Origin of the sequence: Acrocarpospora pleiomorpha (genome assembly GCF_009687885.1) — a bacterium.
GTDB classification, from domain to species: Bacteria; Actinomycetota; Actinomycetes; order Streptosporangiales; family Streptosporangiaceae; genus Acrocarpospora; species Acrocarpospora pleiomorpha.
This window is the reverse complement of sequence record NZ_BLAF01000025.1, coordinates 55,496-79,857: the sequence shown is the minus strand read 5'-3', so window position 1 is coordinate 79,857 and position 24,362 is coordinate 55,496. Positions and strand designations below refer to the sequence as shown.

General features: G+C 70.7%; 22 protein-coding genes. 3 read left to right on the top strand and 19 right to left on the bottom strand.

The window, feature by feature from the left end:
* Positions 1-304 precede the first annotated feature (304 nt).
* The 16 genes from Aple_RS22645 to pgsA all read right to left on the bottom strand — a co-directional run bounded on the left by Aple_RS22645 (position 305) and on the right by pgsA (position 14,851).
* A complete protein-coding gene (locus Aple_RS22645; RefSeq protein ID WP_155346670.1) occupies positions 305-811 on the bottom strand; it encodes an adenine phosphoribosyltransferase in 507 nt (168 codons plus the stop codon).
* Positions 812-1,004: 193 nt separating this feature from the next.
* Positions 1,005-2,051 carry a protein translocase subunit SecF gene (secF, locus tag Aple_RS22640; protein ID WP_308805516.1) on the bottom strand — a complete coding sequence of 349 codons (1,047 nt, stop codon included), beginning with the start codon at positions 2,049-2,051 and terminating at the stop codon, positions 1,005-1,007.
* Positions 2,048-3,784 carry a protein translocase subunit SecD gene (secD, locus tag Aple_RS22635; protein ID WP_308805515.1) on the bottom strand — a complete coding sequence of 579 codons (1,737 nt, stop codon included), beginning with the start codon at positions 3,782-3,784 and terminating at the stop codon, positions 2,048-2,050. Before secD ends, secF begins: the two co-directional genes overlap by 4 nt.
* A 42-nt stretch (positions 3,785-3,826) precedes the next feature.
* On the bottom strand, positions 3,827-4,198 hold the full coding sequence (gene yajC, locus Aple_RS22630) for a preprotein translocase subunit YajC (protein ID WP_155346669.1): 372 nt from the start codon (positions 4,196-4,198) through the stop codon (positions 3,827-3,829).
* A gap of 305 nt (positions 4,199-4,503) precedes the next feature.
* A complete protein-coding gene (gene ruvB / locus Aple_RS22625) occupies positions 4,504-5,553 on the bottom strand; it encodes a Holliday junction branch migration DNA helicase RuvB (protein ID WP_155346668.1) in 1,050 nt (349 codons plus the stop codon).
* Positions 5,554-5,617: 64 nt separating this feature from the next.
* A complete protein-coding gene (ruvA, locus tag Aple_RS22620; RefSeq protein ID WP_155346667.1) occupies positions 5,618-6,235 on the bottom strand; it encodes a Holliday junction branch migration protein RuvA in 618 nt (205 codons plus the stop codon).
* Entirely contained in the window at positions 6,232-6,756 is a 525-nt protein-coding gene (ruvC, locus tag Aple_RS22615; protein ID WP_155346666.1) for a crossover junction endodeoxyribonuclease RuvC, read from the bottom strand. Before ruvC ends, ruvA begins: the two co-directional genes overlap by 4 nt.
* Before the next feature lie 79 nt (positions 6,757-6,835).
* Positions 6,836-7,987 carry a GNAT family N-acetyltransferase gene (locus Aple_RS22610; RefSeq protein ID WP_155346665.1) on the bottom strand — a complete coding sequence of 384 codons (1,152 nt, stop codon included), beginning with the start codon at positions 7,985-7,987 and terminating at the stop codon, positions 6,836-6,838.
* Positions 7,988-8,032: 45 nt separating this feature from the next.
* Positions 8,033-8,812 (bottom strand): YebC/PmpR family DNA-binding transcriptional regulator, encoded by a 780-nt coding sequence (locus tag Aple_RS22605; RefSeq protein WP_155346664.1) that lies wholly within the window; start codon positions 8,810-8,812, stop codon positions 8,033-8,035.
* 3 nt (positions 8,813-8,815) lie between these two features.
* Positions 8,816-9,397, bottom strand: a complete 582-nt coding sequence (pdxT, locus tag Aple_RS22600) for a pyridoxal 5'-phosphate synthase glutaminase subunit PdxT (RefSeq protein ID WP_281361591.1) — start codon at positions 9,395-9,397, stop codon at positions 8,816-8,818.
* Positions 9,394-10,302 carry a pyridoxal 5'-phosphate synthase lyase subunit PdxS gene (pdxS, locus tag Aple_RS22595; RefSeq protein ID WP_218038478.1) on the bottom strand — a complete coding sequence of 303 codons (909 nt, stop codon included), beginning with the start codon at positions 10,300-10,302 and terminating at the stop codon, positions 9,394-9,396. The genes pdxT and pdxS overlap by 4 nt, the downstream gene beginning before the upstream one ends.
* A gap of 197 nt (positions 10,303-10,499) precedes the next feature.
* Positions 10,500-11,507 (bottom strand): DUF3048 domain-containing protein, encoded by a 1,008-nt coding sequence (locus Aple_RS22590; RefSeq protein ID WP_155346661.1) that lies wholly within the window; start codon positions 11,505-11,507, stop codon positions 10,500-10,502.
* Positions 11,508-11,675: 168 nt separating this feature from the next.
* Positions 11,676-12,203, bottom strand: coding sequence for a LemA family protein (locus Aple_RS22585; protein ID WP_155346660.1), 528 nt, complete (start codon positions 12,201-12,203; stop codon positions 11,676-11,678).
* Positions 12,203-13,330, bottom strand: a complete 1,128-nt coding sequence (locus Aple_RS22580) for a glycosyltransferase family 4 protein (RefSeq protein WP_155346659.1) — start codon at positions 13,328-13,330, stop codon at positions 12,203-12,205. The genes Aple_RS22585 and Aple_RS22580 overlap by 1 nt, the downstream gene beginning before the upstream one ends.
* On the bottom strand, positions 13,327-14,235 hold the full coding sequence (locus Aple_RS22575; protein ID WP_155346658.1) for a phosphatidylinositol mannoside acyltransferase: 909 nt from the start codon (positions 14,233-14,235) through the stop codon (positions 13,327-13,329). The genes Aple_RS22580 and Aple_RS22575 overlap by 4 nt, the downstream gene beginning before the upstream one ends.
* Positions 14,222-14,851 (bottom strand): phosphatidylinositol phosphate synthase, encoded by a 630-nt coding sequence (pgsA, locus tag Aple_RS22570; RefSeq protein WP_246264704.1) that lies wholly within the window; start codon positions 14,849-14,851, stop codon positions 14,222-14,224. The genes Aple_RS22575 and pgsA overlap by 14 nt, the downstream gene beginning before the upstream one ends.
* A gap of 192 nt (positions 14,852-15,043) precedes the next feature.
* Between pgsA and Aple_RS22565 the strand changes: the two genes are divergently transcribed.
* The 3 genes from Aple_RS22565 to Aple_RS22555 all read left to right on the top strand — a co-directional run bounded on the left by Aple_RS22565 (position 15,044) and on the right by Aple_RS22555 (position 21,137).
* The gene (locus Aple_RS22565) at positions 15,044-17,161 is read left to right on the top strand and encodes an elongation factor G-like protein EF-G2 (RefSeq protein WP_155346657.1); all 2,118 of its coding nucleotides are present in this window, start codon (positions 15,044-15,046) and stop codon (positions 17,159-17,161) included.
* 156 nt (positions 17,162-17,317) lie between these two features.
* Positions 17,318-18,850, top strand: a complete 1,533-nt coding sequence (locus Aple_RS22560; protein ID WP_246264703.1) for a glycoside hydrolase family 10-like protein — start codon at positions 17,318-17,320, stop codon at positions 18,848-18,850.
* A gap of 94 nt (positions 18,851-18,944) precedes the next feature.
* Complete coding sequence (locus Aple_RS22555) at positions 18,945-21,137, top strand: hypothetical protein (RefSeq protein WP_155346656.1); 2,193 nt, start codon at positions 18,945-18,947, stop codon at positions 21,135-21,137.
* Here the strand turns inward: Aple_RS22555 and Aple_RS22550 are convergent, their stop codons facing one another.
* The 3 genes from Aple_RS22550 to Aple_RS22540 all read right to left on the bottom strand — a co-directional run.
* Positions 21,138-22,196: a FecCD family ABC transporter permease gene (locus tag Aple_RS22550; RefSeq protein WP_155346655.1), complete on the bottom strand. Its 1,059-nt coding sequence runs from the start codon at positions 22,194-22,196 to the stop codon at positions 21,138-21,140.
* Positions 22,193-23,191 (bottom strand): FecCD family ABC transporter permease, encoded by a 999-nt coding sequence (locus Aple_RS22545; RefSeq protein ID WP_155346654.1) that lies wholly within the window; start codon positions 23,189-23,191, stop codon positions 22,193-22,195. The genes Aple_RS22550 and Aple_RS22545 overlap by 4 nt, the downstream gene beginning before the upstream one ends.
* Positions 23,188-24,362, bottom strand: a 1,175-nt coding sequence (locus Aple_RS22540) for a cation:proton antiporter (RefSeq protein WP_174889859.1), incomplete at its 5' end; no start/stop codon positions are given. The genes Aple_RS22540 and Aple_RS22545, both read right to left, overlap by 4 nt.

The following is a 24,362-nucleotide window of genomic DNA, read 5'->3' as shown; positions in this document are numbered from 1 at the left end:
CTGCGCCGCACGGCCGGCGCGGGCTTGTCGCCGGTCTTCTCCCCGATCCTTTCCCCGTCGTCTACTCCAACGTCACGCGGGCGCGATTCACTTCCAAGAGCACTTTCCCGCGCTCGTTCCTGCGCACGGTCCGGCGCTCTGTCCGGTCCTCTGTCCGGCACGGCCGCGCGCGGTTCCGCCGGCGCGGGCTCCGCGGGCGCGACGGAGGACACGCTGCCGGGGGCGACCACATCACGGGGCACACAGACTCCTTACACGTCGAGTCCAGGCCCCAAGTCTATCGGTGGCGGCTCTGAGCTCGGGATCAGACGGTCACCAGGGACCGGACGTCCAGGTCGGGCAGCCTCTCCCGGCCGGAGAGGAAGGACAGCTCCATCAGGAACGAGACCGCGACCACCTGCGCTCCCGTCCGCCGGACCAGGTCCACGGTCGCGGCCGCCGTGCCGCCGGTGGCGAGCACGTCGTCCACGATCAGCACCCGGTCGCCGGGGCCGAGCGCGTCGGTGTGGATCTCGATGGTGGCGGAGCCGTACTCCAGATCGTAGGACGCCTCCAGCGTCTCGGCAGGCAATTTGCCCTTCTTGCGCACCGGGACGAAACCCGCGGCACAGCGGATCGCGACCGGGGCGGCCAGGATGAAGCCGCGCGCCTCGATGCCGACCACCTTGTCGAACGCGTATCCGGCGGCCAGGCCGTCGACGACCTTGGTGAAGGCGGCCGGGTCAGCCAGCAGCGGGGTGATGTCCTTGAACAGGATGCCCGGCTTGGGATAGTCGGGAATGTCCCTGATCAGTGAGATCCAATCGGTCACGCGCCTACCCTAGCTTGGCCGCGCCTGTGTCTGGACTGAGGAACGCAGGGTCGCGAAGCGGCCCGGAGTGACGAGGGAAGACACAGGCGCGGCCAAGCCGTCGTGCCGGAGGGGCGGCCATAGACACAGCACGCCTTAAACGCGGCGCACCCCGCGTTCCCTGGTGGGATCGCGGGGTGCGAGCGAGCGGAACTTACTTCTTGGGCTTGGCCTTGGCGGCGCCGACCGGCTCCGTCTTGGCCTTCGCGGTGGTCTTGGAAGTGGCCTGCTTGGCCTCGGACGCCTCGCGCTGGGCGACCCGGCGGGCCAGGGCCTGCCACTGCGGCTCCCGCTCCTTGAGCGACACCAGGATCGGGGTCGCCACGCAGATCGAGGAGTAGGTGCCGACCAGCATTCCCACGAACAGCGCCAGCGACAGGTCCTTCAGCGTGCCCGCGCCGAGCAGCGTGGTGCCGATGAACAGGATCGCCGCCACCGGCAGGATCGCGACCAGCGAGGTGTTCAGCGACCGGATCAGGGTGTGACTGAGGGCGTTGTTGGCCGCCTGCGTGTAGGTCATCTTCGCCGACGTGCCCAGCTTCCCGGTCACCTCCTTGATCATGTCGAACACCACGACCGCGTCGTACAGCGAGTAGCCGAGGATCGTGAGGAAGCCCAGCATGGTCGCCGGGGTCACCTCGAAGTTCGACCACGCGTACACACCCGCGGTGATCACCAGGTCGTGCACGAGGGCCACGATGGCCGCCAGGGCCATCTGCCACTCGAACGCGATGGTCAGGTACAGCATGATCGCGACCATGAACACGATCAGTCCGATGACCGCCTTCTCGGAGACCTCACCGCCCCAGGTCGCGCCGATCACCTGCGAGCTGACCTGGCTCTTCGAGATCCCGTACTCGTCGGCGACGGCCTGCTGGACCTGACTCACCTGGGTCGTGGACAGGCTCTCGGTGGTGACCCGCCAGTTGGCGGTGCCCGCCTCCTGGACGATGATCTGGTGCACGCCCGCGTCGCTCATGGTGGCGCGGACCGTCTCCACCGTCGAGTTCGGCGTCCTGGCGAAGTCGAAGACCGAGCCGCCCCGGAACTCCACGCCCAGGTTGAGGCCGCCCCTGACGATCAGGCCGACGATGGACACGACGAGCAGGAAGGCCGAGAGGCCGTACCAGAGCTTGCGCTTGCCGACGAAGTCGATGTTGATGTCGCCGCGGTAGAGGCGGCCGATGACGCCCGGCATCATGCCTCCTGCATGGTCTGGGATGAGGTCTCGGCGCGGGCCATGCGTTCGGCGTCGAGGCCGGACAGCTTGTGGCCCTTGGAGAAGAACTTGGTGCGCGCCACCAGGGACATCAGCGGCTTGGTGAACAGGAACACCACCACGACGTCGATGACCGTGGTGAGGCCCATCGCGAACGCGAAGCCCGCCACGTCGCCGACGGCCAGGAAGTAGAGCACCACGGCGGCGATGAACATGACCGCGTCGGCCACCAGGATGGTCCGGCGGGCCCGCCGCCAGGCCACCTCGACCGCGGCCCGCATCGAGCGGCGGCCCTCCTTCATCTCGTCTCGCATGCGTTCGAAGAAGACGATGAAGGAGTCGGCGGTGATGCCGATCGAGACCACCAGGCCGATGATGTGCGGGAGCGACAGGCGGAAGCCCGCGTTCTCGCTCAGCACGGCGACCGACAGGTAGGTCACGATCGTGGCGACGCCGAGGCTGGCGATGCCGACGGCGCCGAGGCCGCGGTAGTACAGCAGCAGGTACAGCATGACGATCGCGAGGCCGATGGCGCCCGAGATCAGGCCGCCGCGCAGCTGGTCGGCGCCGAGCGTCGAGGAGACCGACACGACCGAACTGGTGACGAACTTGAGCGGCAGCGCGCCGTACTTGAGCTGGTCGGCCAGGTCGCTGGCGGTCACCTGGGTGAAGCCGCCGGAGATGCGGGCCCGGCCGCCGGGGATCGCCTCGTTGATGGTCGGCGCGACGATGACCGCGCCGTCCAGCACCGTGGCCAGCTGGTTGCGCGGCTGCGGCAGCGTGGTGATCCGGCGGGTGACGTCGGCGAACTGGGTGGCGCCCGCGCTCTTGAAGTCGACCTGGACGATCCACTCGCCGGTGGTCGGGTCGGTGCCCGCGGAGGCGTCCGCGAGCTCGGTGCCCCGGACCGCGGCCTTGTCCAGGATGTACTTGATCTGGCCGCTGGTGTCACACGCCGCGTACTGCTTGTCCGGGTCGTCCTGCTGGCCCTGGCCGAAGTTGGTGGCCGAGCACTTCAGGTCCTTGAACTGCTGGAGCACGGCCGGGTCGATGCCGCTCAGGTCCTGCCCGGCCAGCGGGTCGTCCGCGGGCGGGGTGGTGGCCCTGCTCGTCGGCAGCGCTGACGGCTCTGTGCTCGCGCCCGGGCTGGCCGACGTGTTGGGCTCGGGCTGGGCGGTCCCGCTCGGCGACGGCGCGGTGAGCGCCTTGGAGAGGGCACGGCCCGCCGGGCTGGCGCTCGCGGACGGCTCGGACGAAGCGGCGGGCGCGGAGCCGGCGGGAGTGGCCGCCGGGGATCCGCTGGGAGCGGCGCTGGGCAGCGGCGCGGGCGTGTCCTGGGCGGGGCCGATGGCCAGCACCTGGCGGAACCGGAGTTCGGCGGTGGTCACCAGCTTCTGCGCCTGTTCCTGACCGGCCCCAGGGATCTGGATCAGAATGTTGCTGCCGGATTTGGCGACCTGGGCGTCGGAGATGCCGGTGCCGTTGACGCGGTCGCGGATGATGTTGACGGCCCGGTTGAGGCTCTCCTCCGGCGGCGCCTTCTTGTCCAGCGTCTCCGGTGACAGGGTCACCGTCGTGCCGCCGGCCAGGTCCAGGCCGAACTTCGGAATGAACGCCTTCTGCAGGATCGTCGCCGCGCCCATGGCGAGGATGATCGCCAGCAGCACCAGGAGCGTACGTCCGGGCTTGATCTGGCTACTTGTCGGTGGGGCCACTGGTGGTCAGTCTTTCGGTCAAGGGGTCTTCAATGAGGTGAGTCAGGACTTCTTGGTACTCTGATCCCCCTTCTCAGGGGTATCTACCACCGTTTCCTCATCCGCGTCCTCGGCGTCCTCGGCGTCCACCTCATCGGGGTCCTCCGTCTCCTCCCCCGAGGTGATCACGCGGCCGATGGCGGCCTTGATCCAGCGCGTCTCCACGCCGGGCGCGATCTCCAGCAGCACGTCGTCGTCCATAAAACCGACCACGGTGGCGAACAGACCGGTCGTCGTCATGACGCGAGAGCCCACCGTGAGGGAGTTCTGCATCGCGACCTGCTCCTGCTGCCGCTTACGCTGCGGACGGATGAGCAGAAAGTAGAACACCACGATCAACAGGATGATCGGGAGGAACTGCGCAAGCCCTTCCACGGGGCTCTCCTTCGGTACGAGATGACCGGCCTAACGCGCCGGAGGTCACACAGGTGTACGCCTGCCCGGGCCAGGCCGCTGAGTGCCGCCAATGTGCCGCTCAGCACGTCAGCCTACACAGCCAGCCAAGCCACGCAGTGTAGGCGAGCGGTGAGAAGCCCGGCAACGAACCCACGTTTAGGCGCGCGGGAAAGTTCCGGTTTTCACGCCCTTGCAACCGATCTGTGATCCGTAGCACACCCTAAGGCATCCGTGTACGCCTTTCGCCCACAGCGAGCCCCCATGCCCGGTCAGGAACGCGGAAACTACTCCTCATCGGCGGCCCCGAACGCGTCGAGGGCGCCGAACGCGCCCGGGGGCGGCACGAGCCCGAAATGGGTCCACGCGGCGGCGGTCGCCACCCGGCCCCGGGGCGTGCGGGCCAGCAGACCCTGCCGGACCAGGAAGGGTTCGGCCACGACCTCGACGGTCTCCGGCTCCTCCCCCACCGCGACGGCCAGGGTGGACAGGCCGACCGGGCCGCCGCCGAAGCGGCGCAGCAGCGCGGTGAGGACGGCGCGGTCGAGGCGGTCCAGGCCTTCGGCGTCGACTTCGTAAAGATTGAGCGCGGCGGAGGCGATCTCCCGGGTGATCAGGCCCTCGGCGCGGACGTCGGAGAAGTCGCGGACCCGGCGGAGCAGCCGGTTGGCGATGCGCGGGGTGCCCCGGGAGCGGCCGGCGATCTCCTCGGCGGCCTCGCCGGGCAGGTCCACCGAGAGCAGCCGGGCCGAGCGGCGCAGCACCTGCTCCAGCTCGTCCCGCTCGTAGAAGTCCATGTGGGCGGTGAAGCCGAAGCGGTCGCGCAGCGGCGCGGGCAGCAGCCCGGCCCTGGTGGTGGCGCCGACCAGGGTGAACGGCGCGATGTCGAGCGGGATGGCGGTGGCGCCCGGGCCCTTGCCGACGACGATGTCGACGCGGAAGTCCTCCATCGCGAGGTACAACATCTCCTCGGCGGGGCGGGCCATCCGGTGGATCTCGTCGATGAAGAGCACTTCGCCGTCGCTGAGGGTGGACAGGATGGCGGCCAGGTCGCCCGCGCGTTCCAGCGCGGGGCCCGAGGTGACCCGGAGCGGGGCGCCCAGCTCGGCCGCGATGATCATCGCCAGGGTGGTCTTGCCCAGGCCGGGCGGGCCGCTCATCAGCACGTGGTCCGGCGGCCTGGCCCGCAGCAGCGCGCTCTGCAGCACCAGCGACAGCTGTTCCCGCACCCGCGCCTGGCCGATGAACTCGCCCAGCCGTTTGGGGCGCAGGGCGGCCTCGATGACCCGCTCGTCGCCTTCGGCGTCGGGCGAGACGAGCTCCCGATCGAAACTCACGACCGCCCCCTGCCTGAAAGATTCACAACGCCGAACCCCCGGGCAGCCACCCCACGCCGGCCGGTCACCGAACGCTCAGCGATCTCAGGGCGGCTTTTAGCAGCACGGCGACCTGCGGGGCGCGCCCGGCCGCGGTCTCCAGGTCGGCTTCCGGGGTGACGGCGGCCACCGCCTCGTCCGCGTCCCTGGTGGAGTAGCCCAGCCCGATCAGGCCGGAGTGCACCTGCTCCCGCCAGGGCGCGCGCCGCCCCCCGTTGATGGCGGTGTTGACCGCCTCCTCCGGGGTGCCGAGCTTGTCCTTGAGTTCCAGCACGATGCGCTGGGCGCCCTTCTGGCCGATGCCGGGCACCATGGTGAGCGCTTTGAGGTCGGCCGCGGCCACCGCCATGCGGAGCGCGTTCGGCGTGTGCACGGCCAGCATGGCCAGCGCGATCCGGGGGCCGACGCCGCTGGCGGTCTGCAGCATCTCGAAGACCACGCGCTCGTCGGCGGAGGCGAAGCCGTACAGCGTCAGGGATTCCTCGCGGACCACCAGCGAGGTGAACAGGCGGGCGGGCTCGCCGGTGCGGAGGGTGCCCAGGGTGCCTGGCGTGCAGTGGACGAGGATGCCGACGCCGCCGACCTCGACGACGGCGGAGTCCGGGGCGAGGGCGGTGACCCGGCCGGAGACGGATGCGATCACGGCTTCCCCTTCGCTCGGGCGAGGGCGTCGGCGAGGCGGTTCTGGGCCGCGCCGCGCCAGAGGTGGCAGATGGCCAGGGCGAGGGCGTCGGCGGCGTCGGCCGGTTTGGGCATCGCGTCGAGCCGGAGCAGCCGGGTCACCATCAGGCCGACCTGCTTCTTGTCGGCGGTGCCGCTGCCGGTGATGGCGGCCTTGACCTCGGACGGGGTGTGCAGCGCGACCGGAAGCCCGCGTCTGGCCGCGCAGAGGACGGCCACGGCGGCGGCCTGCGCGGTGCCCATCACGGTGCGCACGTTGTGCTGGGCGAAGACCCGCTCGACCGCGACCGCGTCCGGCCGCACGTCGTCGAGCCACCGTTCGATCCCGGTCTCGACGGCGACCAGCCGGGCGCCGATGTCGTCGTCGGCGGGGGTGCGCACCACGCCGACGGCCACCAGGCTGAGCGGCGTGCCCGGCCGTCCTTCGACGGCGCCGAGCCCGCACCGGGTCAGCCCGGGATCGACCCCCAACACCCTGAGCACGCCCAGACCCCCACTCCACCGAACACCTGTTCGGCGGAGACTTTACTCCACCGGGGGCGCGCAAGCACGCGGGACACGATCAGAAGTAGTCGATCATGTACGGTTTGGCCGCGAACGCGGCATCCAGCGCCTCATCTTTTTCCGTGGGCCCGGTCAGCAGGCCGGTCCGCCGCAGGGTCGAGGTGGGAATCCCGGCGTACAGGGCGGAGAGGCCACCGATGGCGAGGCTGGGGCCTTCGGGGGAATCGGAGCGGGTAGCCGTACCGGATCCGGAGGCGACCTCGAGCCGCCAGCCGCCGGAGTTGCCCGGACGCTGCGGGTCCTGGACCTGGAGGACGGCGTCCATGGTGACGGCGGCGGGGTAGCCGCGGGCGGCGAGCGCCGATGCCACGTCGACCAGGCGGAACATCCACCGCGGCTGCGTGAGCGTGTCCTCCTTGCGGTCGGCGAGCAGCCAGAAGACCGGGTCGTCGGGGGTTACCGCGGCCTTGACCCGCTTGGCGACGGTGGCGTGCGAGCCGACCAGGGACCACAGCGCGCGGGCGGTGGCCTCGGACCCGGCCACCAGGTTCTCGACCTGGATGTCCTCGCCGGACCAGCTGTAGACCACGAACCCGTCGTCGGCGAGGTAGCGGAAGTCGTCCTCGTCGTCGAGCCAGAGCCGCGAGGTGGCCTCGTCGTGGCCGATCGGCCCGGAGGCGCGGGTGGCCGCGTACACGCGGGCGAGCACGGACATCATCTCGGGCGCGTCGTCCGGGCCCATCCGGCGGAGCTTGACCGGCTCGGCGGGGGCGATGGTGCGCAGCCCTTCGGCGGGGATGGTGGCAAGCAGCTGGGAGCCGGCGTGCTCCCAGCCCAGCCGCCGGTACGGGTGCGTGGTGGCCGGATAGAGCGCGGAGACCGCGTGCCCGAGCTCGGCGGCGCGCTCCAGGGCGGCCAGCATGATCCGCCGCCCGGCGCCCCGGCCGCGGTCCTCCGGCGCCACGGTGACGCCGGCGACCCCGCCCATGGACACCGGCCGCCCGTGCCACCACTGCGTGTACGGATTGATCCGCGCGGTCCCCACCAGCCGCGTCCCGTCGAACACCCCCAGGTAACGCCCCGCCGCCAGGAACGGCTGGACCAACCTCCGCCAGACGACCGCCGAGCTGCCGGACAGGGGCCCGAAGGCCCGGGTGCGGCCGTCCAGCACGGCGTCCAGGTCGGCCTCGGTCAGATCGCGAATCTCCACAACCTCACACCGTATTCCGGCCGGCGACCCCGGAGCGAACGAATTTCAGGCGTCCAGCTTCTCCAGGATCTCATCGGAGACGTCCACGTTCGCCCACACGTTCTGCACGTCGTCGGAGTCCTCCAGCGCGTCGATCAGGCGGAACACCTTGCGCGCGCCCTCCTCGTCGACGGGCACGCTGATCGAGGGCATGAAGCTGCTCTCCGCGGAGTCGTAGTCGATGCCCGCGTCCTGCAGCGCCTTGCGCACCGGCACCAGGTCGGCCGCCTCGGACACGATCTCGAAGGACTCGCCCAGGTCGTTGACCTCCTCGGCGCCCGCGTCCAGGACGGCGTCGAGCACCTGGTCCTCGGTCAGCTCGACCCGGCCCGCCTTGCTCTCGGAGACCAGCTTGGACACGATGACGACGCCCTTGCGATTGAACATGTACGACACCGAGTTGGGGTCGGCCAGCGAGCCGCCGTTGCGGGTGAGCGCGACCCTGACCTCGGAGGCGGCCCGGTTGCGGTTGTCGGTCAGGCACTCGATCAGGACGGCGACGCCGTTGGGGCCGTAGCCCTCGTACATGATCGTCTGCCAGTCGGCGCCACCGGCCTCCAGGCCCCCGCCGCGCTTGCGCGCGCGCTCGATGTTGTCGTTCGGGACCGAGCTCTTCTTCGCCTTGGTGATGGCGTCGTAGAGGGTCGGATTGCCCTCCGGGTCGGGACCGCCGGTCCTGGCCGCTACCTCGATGTTCTTGATGAGCTTGGCGAAGAGCTTGCCGCGCTTGGAGTCGAGCGCGGCCTTCTTGTGCTTCGTCGTCGCCCATTTGGAGTGGCCGGACATCGCCTAGAGCTCCTTTACCATCTCAACGAAATAGGAATGGACCCGCGCGTCACCCGTGAGCTCCGGATGGAAGGACGTCGCGAGCAACGGCCCCTGACGGACCGCGACGATCCTATCCCCAGCGCGGGCCAGCACTTCGACATCGGCGCCCACGGACTCCACCCAGGGGGCGCGGATGAACACCGCGCGCAGCGGCCCGCGCCCGGCGAAGTCGAGGTCGGCCTCGAAGGAGTCGACCTGGCGGCCGAAGGCGTTGCGGCGAACCACCATGTCGATGCCGCCGAGGGTCTGCTGGCCGTCGATCCCGCCCTGGATCCGGTCGGCCAGCATGATCATGCCGGCGCAGGAGCCGAAGGCGGGCAGCCCTTCCTTGATCCGCGCCCGGAGCGGTTCGAGCAGGTCGAAGGCGACGGCGAGCTTCCAGATCGTGGTGGACTCGCCGCCCGGGATCACCAGGGCGTCGACCGCTTCGAGTTCCTCGGGACGCCGTACCGACATGCCGTGCGCGCCGGCGGAGGCCAGGGCGCGCAGATGTTCGCGCACATCCCCTTGCAGGGCGAGCACGCCGATCTTCACCTGCGTCACCAGCCGCGCTCGGCCAGCCGGTGCGGGGCCGGGATCTCCTCGACGTTGATGCCGACCATGGCCTCGCCGAGGCCGCGGGAGACCTTGGCGATGACGTCGGGGTCGTCGTGGAAGGTGGTGGCCTTGACGATGGCGGCGGCGCGCTCGGCCGGGTTGCCGGACTTGAAGATGCCGGACCCGACGAAGACGCCCTCGGCGCCGAGCTGCATCATCATGGCCGCGTCGGCGGGGGTGGCGATGCCGCCCGCGGTGAACAGCACCACCGGCAGCTTGCCGGTCTTCGCGACCTCGGCGACCAGCTCGTACGGCGCCTGCAGCTCCTTGGCCGCCACGTACAGCTCGTCCTCGGGCAGCGAGGTGAGGCGCTTGATCTCGCCCCGGATGGTCCGCATGTGGGTGACCGCGTTGGAGACGTCACCGGTGCCCGCCTCACCCTTGGAGCGGATCATGGCCGCGCCCTCGGTGATCCGGCGCAGCGCCTCGCCCAGGTTGGTCGCGCCGCACACGAAGGGCACGGTGAAGCGCCACTTGTCGATGTGGTTGGCGTAGTCGGCGGGGGTCAGCACCTCGGACTCGTCGATGTAGTCGACGCCCAGCGACATCAGCACCTGGGCTTCCACGAAGTGGCCGATCCTGGCCTTGGCCATGACCGGGATCGACACCGCGGCGATGATGCCGTCGATCATGTCGGGGTCGCTCATCCGGGACACGCCGCCCTGCGCGCGGATGTCGGCGGGCACGCGTTCCAGCGCCATGACCGCGACCGCGCCCGCGTCCTCGGCGATCTTCGCCTGCTCCGGGGTGACGACATCCATGATCACGCCCCCCTTGAGCATCTCGGCCATGCCGCGCTTGACGCGGGCGGTGCCGACGGACGGGGAGACTTCAGGGGTAGACACGGCGATACCTCACAGTGCTGGCTTAATTAGAAAGTCGTGATCTGGACAGCCGCGGCGGAGAGTTGCCTGGTCGGCGGCTATGCGGCTGGCTATGGGACGGGTTTCTGATTAATAAGCGGGACGTTTCTATCCTAGGCGTCGGGCTGTGCCCGCCCGGACGCACCACCCTGTCAGGGTTGGCCGGAAACCTTGGACAGAGTGTCCTACGGCTGGATCGGCTTCCTGGATGCCAGAACCACCCATACCGGACCGCGCGCGAACGTCATGCGCTCGCCGTCGGCGGTGGTGAACGTGGTGCCGTCCTCCTCGGACGGCCGCTCCCAGTTGACCTTGTACGCCTGGCCGTCCCGCAGCACGATACCGGTGCCCTTGCCGGTGGAGTGCACCAGCGGCGTGTAGCTGCCGTTCACGTCGTGGAACTGGGACCGCTCGGTCTTGGTGTACTGCACGACCACGGTGGCCGCGCCGAGCTGGGCGCCGCCGGCCGCCATGTCCTTCTCGCCGTCCTGCCAGACCAGCCAGCGCTTCTTGGCCTCGCTCCAGCCGAAGGTGAACCTGGCCGCCGGGTAGCGCACGCTGTAGCTCTTCTTGGGGACTCCCCCGGCGGGCGGCTCGTCGGAGAAGGCGAAGCCGATGTCCTTGGCCTTGGTCGCCTTCCCGGCCTCGCGCAGCAGCTTGCTCGGGGTGCCGACCAGGTTGTACGGCGCGTACCTGCCCGGGTAGCGGAAGTACGCGCCGGGCGCCGCGCTGTCGGAGACGTCGAACAGCGACGCCTCCTGCACGAACGGGATCATCTTGGTCTGCACGCCGGAGTAGGCCAGCGCGGGCTTGCCGAACATGGGCAGGATGTGCAGGTCGGAGATGCGGGCCGAGCGGACCGGGCCGACCTCCTTGGGCAGGCGCGAGGAGAAGATCGCCATCAACCGGGTCAGGCCGCCCTCGACCTGCTCCACGTAGACGATGTCGGCCTTGTCCACGCCGATCTGCGGCTTGCCCGAGGAGGTGTTCTCGATCTTGACGGCGAGCACCGGGCGGCGGGCCGCGACCGGCATCCCGGTGAACGGATGCTCGGGCGGGGCGGCCGGGGATTCGGTGACACTGGCCGCCTGCGGCTGACTGCCGGGCGTGTCGTCCCCCGAGGAGGAACACGAAGCGGCCAGAAGCGCCAATCCCGACGCCAGCGCGGCACCAATGACCCGTTTTGCCCGCACCGAACAGTCTCCTCCCGATATGAAACGGCAAGAGCTTACCCGGGCTGTCTGGGAAATCGGCCAGAGCGGGTATTAATTAGAAAGTCGTGATCTGGGCAGCCGCAGCGGTGGGTCGCCTGGTCGGCGGCTCTGCGGCTGTCTGGGGACGGGTTTCTGGTTAATCAATCGCTACTCGGTCGCGAAGGCCACCGGGGGGGCGTCGTCGATCTCGAAGAATTGCGGGAAGTCGGTGTGCCCGGCCAGCCGGAGCGTGCGGGCCAGCCAGCGGCGCTGCGCGATCCGGGTGACCCCGACGGCGGTGTTGTAGAAGCGGCGCGAGTAGACGACCTTGGCGACGGCGCTGTCGAGCTCCTCCAGGAGTTCCGGCGCGTGCACCTTCTCCAGGAAGCGTTCCTGGTCGACGACCGCACGCAGGGTGCGCGAGAGGTCGCTCTCGGCGTGTTCGCGTTCGTCGGGGCCGGCCGTACGGGCCTCGTGGGCGGCGGCGGCCAGCACCAGCGAGGTGGCCGGGTCGAGCAGCCGGGATCCCGCCAGTTCCAGGCAGACCGCCGAGCGGCGCAGCAGGGCGGCGTCCAGGGCGGCCTGGGCGGTCTCCAGGCGGATGTGCAGCCGGTCCAGGCGGCCGGCCCGCCAGGAGATGTAGACGGCCGTGAGCAGCACGATGGCGCCCACGACCAGGATCAGCGTGGTCGTCATCAGAGGTCGTCCTCCACGATGACGGGGGCCCCGACGACCGTCTCGTACACCCGCAGCACGTCGCGGGCGACCGTGGACCAGTCGTACTTGCGGACCGCCAGGCGGGCTTCGGTCGAGAACTTGGCGCGCAGCGCGGCGTCGTCCAGCAGCCGGGCGGCCTCGCGGGCGAGGGCGGCGGCGTCGCCGGTGGCGAACAGCGCGCCCGCCTGGCCCTCGCCGAGCACCCGCCGGAACGCCGGGATGTCGCTGGCCAGGATGGGCGCGCCCGCCGACATGGCCTCGGTGAGCACGATGCCGAAGCTCTCGCCGCCCAGGTTGGGCGCGCAGAAGATGTCCACCGAGTGGTAGGCGCGGACCTTGTCGGCCTCGCTGACCAGGCCGAGCAGGCCGATCCTGGGGTGCAGGTCCTTGGGCACGCGGGCGTAGACGTCCTCGGCGTCGCCGGGCCCGGCCACCATCAGCCGCAGCCGGGGGCGTTCCGGGGCGAGTTTCGTGAACGCCTCGAGCAGCACGGGCAGGCCCTTGCGCGGCTCGTCCATGCGCCCCAGGAAGCCGATCACGTCGCCGTCCGGGCCCCAGCCGGGCAGCGGCTCGGCCTCCGCGTAGCGGCCGACGGTCACCCCGTTGGGGATCAGCACGGCGTCGCCGCCCAGGTGCTCGACCAGCGTCTTGCGCGCCGCGTCGGAGACGGCGATCCGGCCGGTGATCTTCTCCAGCGCGCTCTGCAGCATCGGCGCGGCCACCGACATGGCCCGGGAGCGCTGGTAGGAGGCGTGGAAGGTGGCCACGATGGGGCCGCGGGCGACCCAGCAGGCCAGCACCCCGATGGACGGCACGGCGGGCTCGTGCACGTGCAGCACGTCGAACCGGCCCTCCCTGATCCACTTGCGCACCCGGTTGGCCGACAGGAACCCGAACGTCAGCCGCGCCACCGACCCGTTGTACGGCACCGGCACCGCCCGCCCCGCCGACACCACGTAGGCGGGCAGCGGCGCGTCGTCGCTCGCCGGGGCGATCACCGAGACCCGGTGCCCGTCCTCGATCAGCGCCTCGGCCAGGTCCCGGACGTGGGCCTGCACGCCCCCCGGCACGTCCCACATGTAGGGACAGACGATGCCGACCCTCACCGTGGGTCCAGGTCGTCCAGCCAGAGCCGCTGCAGCATGTGCCAGTCCTCGGGACGCTCGGCGATGCCCTTCTCGAAGGCGTGCGCCATGCGCTGGGTCATCGCGGCGACCTTCTCCTGCCGGGTGCCCTCGGCGGGCACGGAAATCTCCTCGAAAACCTGGAGCCCCCATTCTTTGCCCACGAACAGGGGGACCGCGGGCACCAATGCCGCGCCGGTCTGGATGGCCAGCAGGGCGGGCCCGGCCACCATCCGGGCGCGGGCCCCGAAGAAGTCCACCTCGACGCCGGTCGCGGTCAGGTCGCGCTCGGCGGGCAGCGCCACCACCTTGCCCTGCCGCAGCCGTTTGGCCAGCGTGCCGAAGGCGTGCGCGGTGCCGCCGCCCTGAGCGGTGAGGGGCAGCACCTCCATGCCGAGACCCTCGCGGAAGGCGAGGAACCGCTCGAACAGCGACTCCGGCTTGAGCCGCTCGGCGACGGTGGTGAGCGGGTGCCCGCGGCCGATCATCCAGGTTCCGGCGGCGTCCCAGTTCCCGGTGTGCGGGATCGCGATCACGATGCCGCGCCCGGCGGCGAGCACGTCGAAGATGTGGTGCTCGTCGGTGACGTGAGTGCTCTCCGTGATCCGCCGGTGATCCATGGCGGGGAGGCGGAAGACCTCCAGCCAGTACCGGAAGTACGAGCGCAGGCCCGCCCTGGCCAGCTCCCGGACGTAGGGGTCGGTCTTGTCCCTGCCGGTCACCCGGGCCAGGTTGGACTCCAGCCGGAGCACGGACTTGCCGCGCCGCCGCCACATCACGTCGGCGATCGCCCGGAACAGCCCGGCCGCGAGGGGTTCGGGGAGGAGTTTGACCAGGGACCAGCCGACGGAGTACGCCGCGGCCACGATCCGGTCAGTGAGCGTCATGGGCGACCGCCTGTCGGTAGACGTTGATCATCCGCTGGCCGACCGTGACCGCGCTGGCCGCCGCCAGCGCCCAGAGCGCCGCCGCCAGCAGATACGGCACCCCGAGCCCGTCGACGAACACCGCCACCAGCACGATCAGCAGCCGTTCCGGCCGCTCGGCGATGCCCACGTTGGCGGTCATCCCGAGCCCTTCGGCGCGCGCCTTCGCGTACGACACCAGCGCCCCCGAGACCAGGCAGAAGAGCCCAACCCCGGCGAGGATAAACTGGTCAAACAGGACAAAATAGATGATAAGTCCGGAGAAGATGCCGGCATCGCCGAGCCTGTCCAGGGTCGAGTCGAGGAACGCGCCCCAGGTGGAGCCGCTGCCGGTCAGCCGGGCGAGCACGCCGTCCAGCATGTCGGCGAAGACGAAGAAGGTGATGACCAGCGTGCCCCAGACCAGCTCCCCGCGCGGGTAGAACCAGAGCGCGGCGGCGACGGTTCCCGCGGTCCCGATCGCGGTGATCACGTTCGGCGAGACGCCGTGCTTGGCGAGCACCCGGCCCAGCGGGGTCATGACTCGGGCGATCACAGGGCGTAGGACGTTCAGCATCGCGGTCCGATCGTAGGGCATCCGGGGGGACCCACAATCACAGCAAGGGTCTTGTGATCTGGGGCACATCGGTAAAGGGTGGGTTACACGCGCCTGAAGTACCGGGGGTGCGGAAGGGCGCGCAGCTGCGGCCGGGGGCGGCCGCTCCGGCCCGCGACGTGCGCGTATGGGCTGGAACGACCGCTCGCGACCTTCTCAGACCCGGGAGGCGATGTGGCGGAAAGAGTTGGCGGAGGGACATCAGGGGCCGCGGGCAGGGCACCCACGGCCGATCGGGCGGACATGGTGCGCAATGTCGTGCTGGTCGGCCACTCCGGAGCGGGCAAGACGACCCTGGTGGAGGCGCTGCTGGCGGCCACGGGCGCCATCCAGCGGGCCGGCCGGGTCGAGGACGGCACCACGGTGAGCGACTTCGACGAGGTCGAGGTACGGCAACAGCGCTCGGTCAACCTGTCCCTGGCTCCCGTGGTCCACAACGGAATCAAGATCAACCTGCTGGACACGCCCGGATACGCCGACTTCGTGGGCGACCTGCGGGCCGGGCTGCGCGCGGCGGACGCGGCGCTGTTCGTGGTGTCGGCCGCCGAGGGCATCGACGGGCTCACCCGGATGCTCTGGGAGGAGTGCGCGGGCGTCGGCATGCCCCGCGCGGTCGTCATCACCAAGATCGATCACCAGCGGGCCAACTTCGACGAGGTGCTCGCCTCCTGCCAGGACGCCTTCGGCGACGGCGTCGCCCCCCTCTACCTGCCGGTGAACGGCACCGGGCTGCTGGGGCTGCTGTCGCAGCGTTTCTTCGACTATGGCGGCGGGAGCCGTACCGAACGGGAGCCGGACGCCGAGCAGCTGGAGCTGATCGAGCAGTATCGCGGCGAGCTGATCGAGGGGATCATCCAGGAGAGCGAGGACGAGTCCCTGATGGACCGTTACCTCTCCGGCGAGGAGATCGACACCAAGGTGCTCATCGACGACCTGGAGAAGGCCGTCGCGCGGGCCGGATTCCACCCGGTGCTGGCGGTCGCGCCCGGGGTGGGGCTGCTGGAGCTGCTGGAAGTGATCACGCAGGGCTTCCCGTGCCCGCCGGAGCACCGGCTGCCCGAGGTCACCACGCTGGACGGCAAGCCGGTCGCCGTCCCGTCCTGCGACCCGGACGGGCCGCTGGTGGCGGAGGTGGTGAAGACCACCTCCGATCCGTATGTGGGGCGGATCAGCCTGGTGCGGGTGTTCTCCGGGACGCTGCGCCCGGACATGACCGTGCACGTCTCCGGGCACGTGCCGGATCGCGAGCACGACCTGGACGAGCGGATCGGCGCGCTCACCTCGCCGCTCGGCAAGACCCAGCGGCCGATCGCCAAATGCGTGGCCGGGGACGTCTGCGTGGTGGCCAAGCTGGCCCACGCCGAGACCGGCGACACGCTCTCGGACAAGGAGCGGCCGCTGCTGATGCGGCCCTGGGAGATGCCGGAGCCGCTGCTGCCGGTGGCGATCCGGGCCAAGTCCAAGGCCGACGAGGACAAGATGTCGCAGGCGCTGGCCCGGCTGGTGGCCGAGGATCCGACGCTGCGTCTGGAGAACAACGCGGAGACCCGGCAGCTGGTGCTGTGGTGCATGGGCGAGGCCCACGCCGACGTGCTGCTGGACCGGCTGGCCAAGCGGCACGGCGTGGAGGTCGAGAAGATCGAGCTGCGGGTGCCGCTGCGCGAGACGTTCGGCGGCCGGGCGCAGGGCATGGGCCGCAACGTGAAGCAGACCGGCGGGCACGGGCAGTACGCGGTCTGCCACGTCGAGGTGGAACCGCTCCCGTCCGGCGGCGGGTTCGAGTTCGTGGACAAGATCGTCGGTGGCGTGGTGCCGCGCCAGTTCATCCCGTCGGTGGAGAAGGGCGTGCGGGCCCAGATGGATCGCGGCGTGGTCGCCGGGTATCCGATGGTGGACATCCGGGTCACCCTGTACGACGGGAAGGCACACTCGGTGGACTCCTCCGACATGGCGTTCCAGATCGCCGGGCAGCTGGCCCTGCGCGAGGCCGCCGCGAAGGTCCCGGCGCTGCTGCTCGAACCGGTGGACGAGGTGTCGGTGCTCGTCTCCGACGAGTACGTGGGCGCCGTCATGTCGGACCTGTCCTCCCGGCGCGGGCGGGTGCTCGGCACCGAGGCGGTGGGCACCGGGCGCACCCTGGTGCGGGCCGAGGTGCCCGAGCTGGAAATCACGCGATACGCGATAGATCTACGGTCGATGTCGCATGGAACCGGGTCATTCCATCGCGGTTTCCTCCGTTATGAGCCGCTGCCGTCCCATCTCGCGGACAAGGTCGCGAGCACCGAGGATTAAGGGGTTTCCGAGCGCCGGCCGTTTCGCGCGGCCGGCGGCCGGGCAATGCTCATAGGTGCCTTTCGTCACATGCGCATCACGAGTCGATTTCTTTTTTCCGGCCAAAGCATGCCCACGCCGATGCGACACTGAGGAGCCGTTCTCCGAGGAGGCTCAGTGAAACGTCAGGTGGGTCAGGTTCTCGCCGTCGCGACCGTCGCCGTGTCCGCGGCCTCAGTGGCGGCGTATGCGCTGACCCCGGGGACCGCCACGGGCGGGAACGTTCCGCCGGCGACGTGCGCGCCCGGGAGCGACAAGCGCCAACTGCGGGGCATGTGGATCACGACCGTGCACAATCTGGACTGGCCGTCCAAGACCGGGCTGAGCCCGGACCGGCAGCGGAGCGAGTATGTGAAGCTGCTGGACACGGCGGTGAAGCGCAAGTTCAACGCGGTCTTCCTGCAGGTGCGGCCCGCGTCGGACGCGGTCTACCGGTCGTCGCTCGAGCCGTGGTCGAAGTTCCTGACGGGGACGGCGGGCAAGGATCCGGGGTGGGATCCGCTGCCGTTCCTGGTGGACGAGGCGCACAAGCGGGGGCTGGAGTTCCACGCGTGGTTCAACCCGTATCGGGCGGCGTATGACGACAAGACGGCGAAGCTGCCCGCGGGGCATCCGGCGCGGGTGCATCCGGAGTGGACGGTCAAGCATGAGGGGCGGCTTTACTACAATCCGGGGTTGCCGCAGGTGCGGGATCATGTCACGCGCGTGATCAAGGATGTCGTGCGGCGGTATGACGTGGACGGGGTGCACTTCGACGACTACTTCTACCCGTATCCGGGGAGTGGGGCGAAGTTCGCGGACTCGGCGGCATTCCGGAAATACGGGGATGGGAAGACGCTGGCGAACTGGCGGCGGAGCAACGTCAACAAGCTGGTCGCGCAGGTGTCGAAGGCGGTCCGCGAGACCAAGCCGTATGTGAAGTTCGGGATCAGCCCGTTCGGGATCTGGCGCAACAAGTCCGACGACCCGAACGGATCGAACACGCGCGGCATGTCCGCATATGACCAGATTTATGCGGATCCGAAGGCGTGGATCAAAGCGGGGTCGGTGGACTATCTGACGCCGCAGCTCTACTGGCCGCGAGGGCTGGCGATCGCCGACTACAAGGTGCTCGTGCCGTGGTGGGCGAAGGCCGTGCGCGGGACCGGGGTCGATCTTTACATCGGGCAGGCGTTGTATCAGGTCGGGACGGAGGGCGCCTGGTCGAAGGCGGGTGAGATGCCCGCGCATCTGGCGCTGAACCAGAAATTTCCGGAGGTGAAGGGGGATGTGTACTTCAGCGCGTCGCAGGTCCGGGGCAATCCGCTCAAGGTGATGGACCGGCTGGAGGAGGACCACTACGCCCGTCCCGCGCTGCTGCCGCTGATCCAGGGCCTCCCCAAGAGCACTCCGGCCGCTCCCGCGCAGGTCCGCGCCGTCGGCGGCGCCCTCGTGTGGCAGGCCCAGCCGGGGGCCAGGGCGTACGCCGTCTACCGGACCTCCCAGCAGAACAGCTGCGCCACCGCTGACGGGCGCAATCTGGTCGCGGTCATCCCGGCGAGCGCCAGTCCCGCGTACCAGCTCAAAGCGGGCGGGTTCTTCCACGTGACCGCGCTCGACCGCCTGCACAACGAGAGCGCCCCCACAACCGTGAAAATCACCCTTCCCTAGCCTCATCGGGCGCTCGCGCGGCGTCGCCTGGACGCCGGGGGTCGGTTGCCCCTACGGTGCCCCTTGCCGTTCACGAGTTCGGGGAGGTCATTCGGTGAGGCGCGCGCTGGTCGGGCTGGCCGTCATCTTGTACGGCCTGGCGTTCGCGGCCGCACCGGCCCGGGCGAATCCCGTCGATGCCGGGCGGGTCGCCCTGATCGGGGTGCCCGGGCTGATGTGGAGCGACGTCAACGCCACCGACACCCCCAACCTGTGGCGGCTCGCCGGGCAGAGCGCCGTCGGCTCGCTCTCGGTGCGCACGGTGGGCAGCGTCACGTGTCCGTACGACGGGTGGCTGACCGTCTCGGCCGGCGTACGATCGGCGGTGGGCTCCCGCTGCGGCCTGCCGCCGGAACCCGACACCGGCCTGCGGGAACCCGCGCTCCGCGAGTTCGGCTGGTTCTCCTCGGTCGCCGGGGTGCCGACCGCGGGCACCGTCGGCCGGATCCGGCACGCGGACCGCTGCACGATGGCGGTGGGACCCGGCGCGGCCCTGGCCCTCTCCGACGAGAACGGCGCGGTCGACTTCTACGAGCCGTCCGTGGACCGGGTCACCGACTGGTCCCGCTGCGAGATCCTCGCCGTGGACGTGGACAGCGTGGTCCGCCCCTACCTGGACGGCGAAAAGCTCACCAGGACCGCGGAGAAGCTCTCCCCCGAGGCCAGACGCGCCGCCGTCCGCACGGCCGACACCCAGGTGGGGACCGTACTGGCCGGGCTGCCGTCGTCCTTCACGGTGCTGGTGGCCGGGGTGTCCGATCACGGTTCCGTACCGCATCTGCGGGTCGCCATGATGCGCCCGGCGACACCGGCCTCGACCCAGCCGCCGGGGGCGGGCACGACGCGGTTGCTGGGGGCGGCCTCGACGCACCGGGACGACATGGTCATCCTGCCCGACCTCACCACGAGCCTGTTCCTCAGCGCGGGCTGGACCGCTGCCGACATCCCGGCGACGGCCATCGGACAGGCCTGGCAGCCCGGCGAGCCGATCGCCCTGGAGGAGGCCGTCGAGCGGCTCCGCACCGCGGACGTCGCCGGTCAGACCATCCGCGACATGGGCGGAATCTTCTTCACCTGCCTGGCCGTCCTCCAGGTCCTCTTCTACGCCTCCGCCTTCTTCCTGCTGCGCCGCCGCAAGGGCCTCGGCGCGGTCCGCGTCGCGGCGGTCGCCCTCGCATCGATCCCCGCCGCGACCTACCTCACCAACCTCACACCCTGGGCCGCCACCGGATCCCCCACCCTGACCCTGGCCGCCGGAATCATCACGTTCGCGGCAGCCCTCGCAACCATCGCCCTCAGCCTCCCCAGACTGCTCACCCGCCGCACCCCCAATTCGGGTTCGGGTTCGGCGGAGAATGTCCTTCTTCCGCTGGGGGTTGTCGCGGGTGTGACGGCGGCGGTCCTGCTCGGTGACCTGCTGACCGGGACTCATCTCCAGCTCAACGGCGTGATGGGCTACACCGGCGTGGTGGGCGCCCGCTACTACGGCCTCGGCAACATCCCGTTCGCGCTGCTCGCCACCGCCGTCCTGCTCGTCGCCACGGCCGCCGCCGACACACTGGTACGACACGGCAGGCGAAGCCTGGCCGTCGCCCTGGTGGCGAGTCTCGGCATCTTCGCCATGGTGTTGGACGGCTGGCCGGGAATCGGGAGCGACTTCGGCGGAGTGATCGCGTTCGTACCCGGTATCGCGGTCGCGACGCTGATCGTTGCGGGCAAGCGCGTGTCGATCATCAAGCTGGGCGCGTTCTGCGTCGCGGGCGGCGTGATCGTCATGGCCATCGCCTACCTCGACTACCGCCGCCCCCCGGCCTCGCAGACGCACCTGGGCCGTTTCGTCGGCCAGGTGATCGACGGCACCTTCCTGCCAGTGATCACCCGCAAACTGGAAGCGATGCTGCACACGCTCCTCAGCCCCAACCTGATGCCCGTCGTCATCGCCGCCTTCGCCTTCCTCATCTTCGCTCTGCTCCGCCCCGGCGCAGCCACCGCCGGAGTCCTCCCAGTGGCATTCGAACGCGCCCCCATGCTGAAAGCTGGCCTCCTGGGCGCCCTGGTCAGCGGCGTGGTCGGCATGCTCGTCAACGACTCAGGCGCGGCCGTCCTCTCAATGGCCCTGGCCCTGGCCGTCCCCCTGGTCCTGAGCGCAGGCATCCGCGCCCTCCAACTCACACCCACCGAGCTCCTCGCCCAAGACCTGGTCCCTGCGGCACGGGAGCGTCCAATAGCCCAGAACCCGACCGGGTGATCACAGGCCGATTCGCCCGCTCCTGGCTCGGCGCCGGTCCGTGAGCAGCAGCCACACCAGATACACCCCACCGAGCGACCCCGTCATCACCCCCACGGGAAGCTGCGCAGGAGCGAATACCCGCTGCGCCGCCAGGTCGGCCGCCAGCAGGAGCAGAGCACCCATCAGAGCGGAGACCACCGGCACCGGACAGGTGGCCCCTGTCAGCCGCCGGGCCAGCTGCGGCGCGGCCAACGCCACGAACGGGATGGGCCCGGCGGCCACGGTCGCGACGGCGGTCAGACCGACCCCGAGCAGGAGGAGGGTCAGCCGTGATCTCTCCACCGCGATACCCAGGGCGGTCGCGAGTTCGTCGCCCAGTTCCATGAGACGCAACCGGCGGCCGAACCCGAGGGTGAGGGGCAGCAGCACGGCCAGTGCGACCGTCAAAAGGTGGACCTGGTCCCAGGTGCGGCCGTTCAGGTTGCCGGTCAGCCACGTCACCGCGACGTGGGCGTCGGCGAAGTCCGCGCGGGCGATCAGATAGGTGTTGACCGCGACCAGGCCGCAGCTGACCGCCAGGCCGACCAGGATCAGCCGGTCGCCGTGCACGCCGCGGCGGAACGCCAGCCCGTAGATGACGAGTGCGGTCGCCAGGCCACCGGCCAGGGCGCTGCCGGCGACCGCGGTCATGCCGCCGCCGAGGACGATGATCTGGAGCAGGGCGCCGGTAGCGGCGCCCGTACCGAAACCGAGGACGTCGGGGCTGCCCAGCGGGTTGCGGGTGAGGCTCTGGAACAGCGCCCCGGCCAGGCCGAGTGCGGCTCCGACGAGGATCGCTGTCAGCACACGGGGCAGGCGCAGCGTCTCCACCACGAAGACGTGGGCGCGTTTCCCTTCCCCGGTCAGGACGCGGATCACGTCGGCGGGCGCGATGTCGTAGTCACCGGTGCCCACGGCGAGCACGGTGACGACGGCCAGGGCGGCGACCAGCAGAGTGCCGACCAGCGCGGCCCCGCGGTGCACGCGCGCGGACACCCGCTGCCCTGGTGTACGGATGAGCAGGTCACCGGGGCTCACAGGCGGTTCACCTTCCCGCGCCGGGCCAGCAGCAGGAAGACCGGGGTGCCGATCAGCGCGGTCACCACCCCGGCTTCGAGTTCTGCCGGCCAGAGCATCAACCGGCCGAGGATGTCGGCCGCGAGCACCACGACGGGGCCGAGCAGCACCGCGTACAGCAGAATCCAGCGGGCATCCGGTCCGACGATCAGCCGGGCGACGTGCGCGACGACCAGGCCGACGAACCCGAGCGGGCCGACGGCGGCGGTGGCCGCGCCGCACAGCAGGGTGACGGCGACGACGCCGAGCAGCCGGGTGCGGCCCGGGTGGTAGCCGAGGCTCCGCGCCACGTCGTCGCCGAGGGCCAGGCCGTTGAGTGACCTGGCCAGCGTGCCCGACAACAACACGCCGACGGCGATGAAGGGGGCGACCTCCACCCCCACGGAGACGTCGTGGCCGCTGAGAGCGCCGGTACCCCAGTAGCGGTAGCGCTCGAAGGATTCGGGGTCGGTCAGCACCAGCGCCTGGGTCGAGGCGGCCAGGGTGGCGCCGACCGCCATTCCCGCCAGGGCCAGCCTCACCGGCCCGGTCCCGCCGGGTACGGCGCTGCCGATGAGGTAGACGACCACGGTGGCCACGGCCGATCCGGCGAAGGAGAACCACACGAAGCCCGGCAGGTCGCCGAGGCCGAACACGCTGATGGCGAGCGCGATGGCGATGACCGCTCCGGCCTCCACGCCGAGCAGTCCGGGGTCGGCCAGCGGGTTACGGGTCAGCATCTGCATCAGGGCCCCGGCGAGCGCGAGCGCCGCGCCCGCCTCCAGCCCGAGAAGCGTGCGAGGCAGCCGGAGGTCCCGGACGATCAGCGCCTCGTCCGATCCGTCGAAGTGCACGAGCAGCCGGAACACGTCGTCGAACGGGATGGCCTTCGACCCGATGGCGACGCTCGCCACTACGAGCGCCACGAGCAGTCCGGCCGCGCCGAGGGCGCCGGCCGCCCGCATGGTGAACGTCATGACACCGCCCTCGCGGGCTCCCGGCGCAGGGCCCGGAGCAGGGGCGGCGCGGCGACCGTCGTGAGCACGGCCATCAGCACGACCGCAGTGTAGGCGGTGCTGCTCAGCACCCCCGTGGCCAGCCCGACGGAGGCGATCACCACCTCGACGGCGCCCCGGGCGTTCAGGCCGACGGCGACCACCAGCCCGTCACGCCGGTCGAGGCGGGCGAGGGCGGCGCCGCCCATCGCCCCGGCGACCTTGCTCACGGTCGCCACCAGCAGCACCAGGCCCGCCCAGGCCAGAGCCTCGAAGGAGGCGAGCGTGGTCAGGTCGAGCCGCAGCCCGGCCGTGGCGAAGAAGACCGGCGCGAGGATGGTGACGGTGAGCGGTTCGAGCTGGCGGCGCAGGCTCGGCGGGAACCGGCGGGACCGGCCGAGCAGCAGTCCGGCCAGGTAGGCGCCGATGACGACGTCGGCCCCGGCGAAGTGGGCGAGCGCGGCCAGCACGCCAGTGGCGACCACCGCGACCACGAGCCCGCCCGCGTCGGCGCCCTTGCCGTCGTCACCGGCTGTGGCGCGCAACGCCGAGTCGACCAGGCGCTGGCCGACCGTGAAGGCGAGGATCAGTAGCAGCACCACCCCGCCGACCAGGATCGCGGCGTCGGCGAGCGTCGGCCGCGCCGCCTGCGCCACGGCGGTCACCAGGCCGAGCGCCACCCATCCCACCAGGTCGTTGGCCATCGCGACCGCGAGGATCAACTGGCCCGCGTCGCTACGCAGCATGCCCAGCTCGCTCAGCACGCGGGCGATCACCGGCAACGAGGAGATGCTGAGCGCCACCGCGAGGAACAGCGCGAAGGACACCCGCGTCGCGGTGTCCCCGTGGAAGGAGACCGGGACGAGCAGCCCGAGGCCGAGCCCCGCCGCGAAGGGCAGACCCAGCGCGCCGACCGCGATGAACGTGGCCGGCCGGCCGAGCCTGCGTACGGCGACCAGGTCGGTCTCCATGCCGGTCAGCACGAGCAGCAGTGCCACCCCGAGCCAGGCGATCGCGTTGAGCGGCGCGGCGGCGACACGGTCGTCGGGCGCGATGACGGTCGCCGCCTGCGGCCACAACCAGCCGAGCAGCGACGGGCCGAGCAGCACCCCGGCGAGCAGTTCGCCGATCACCCGGGGCTGGCCGAGGCGGC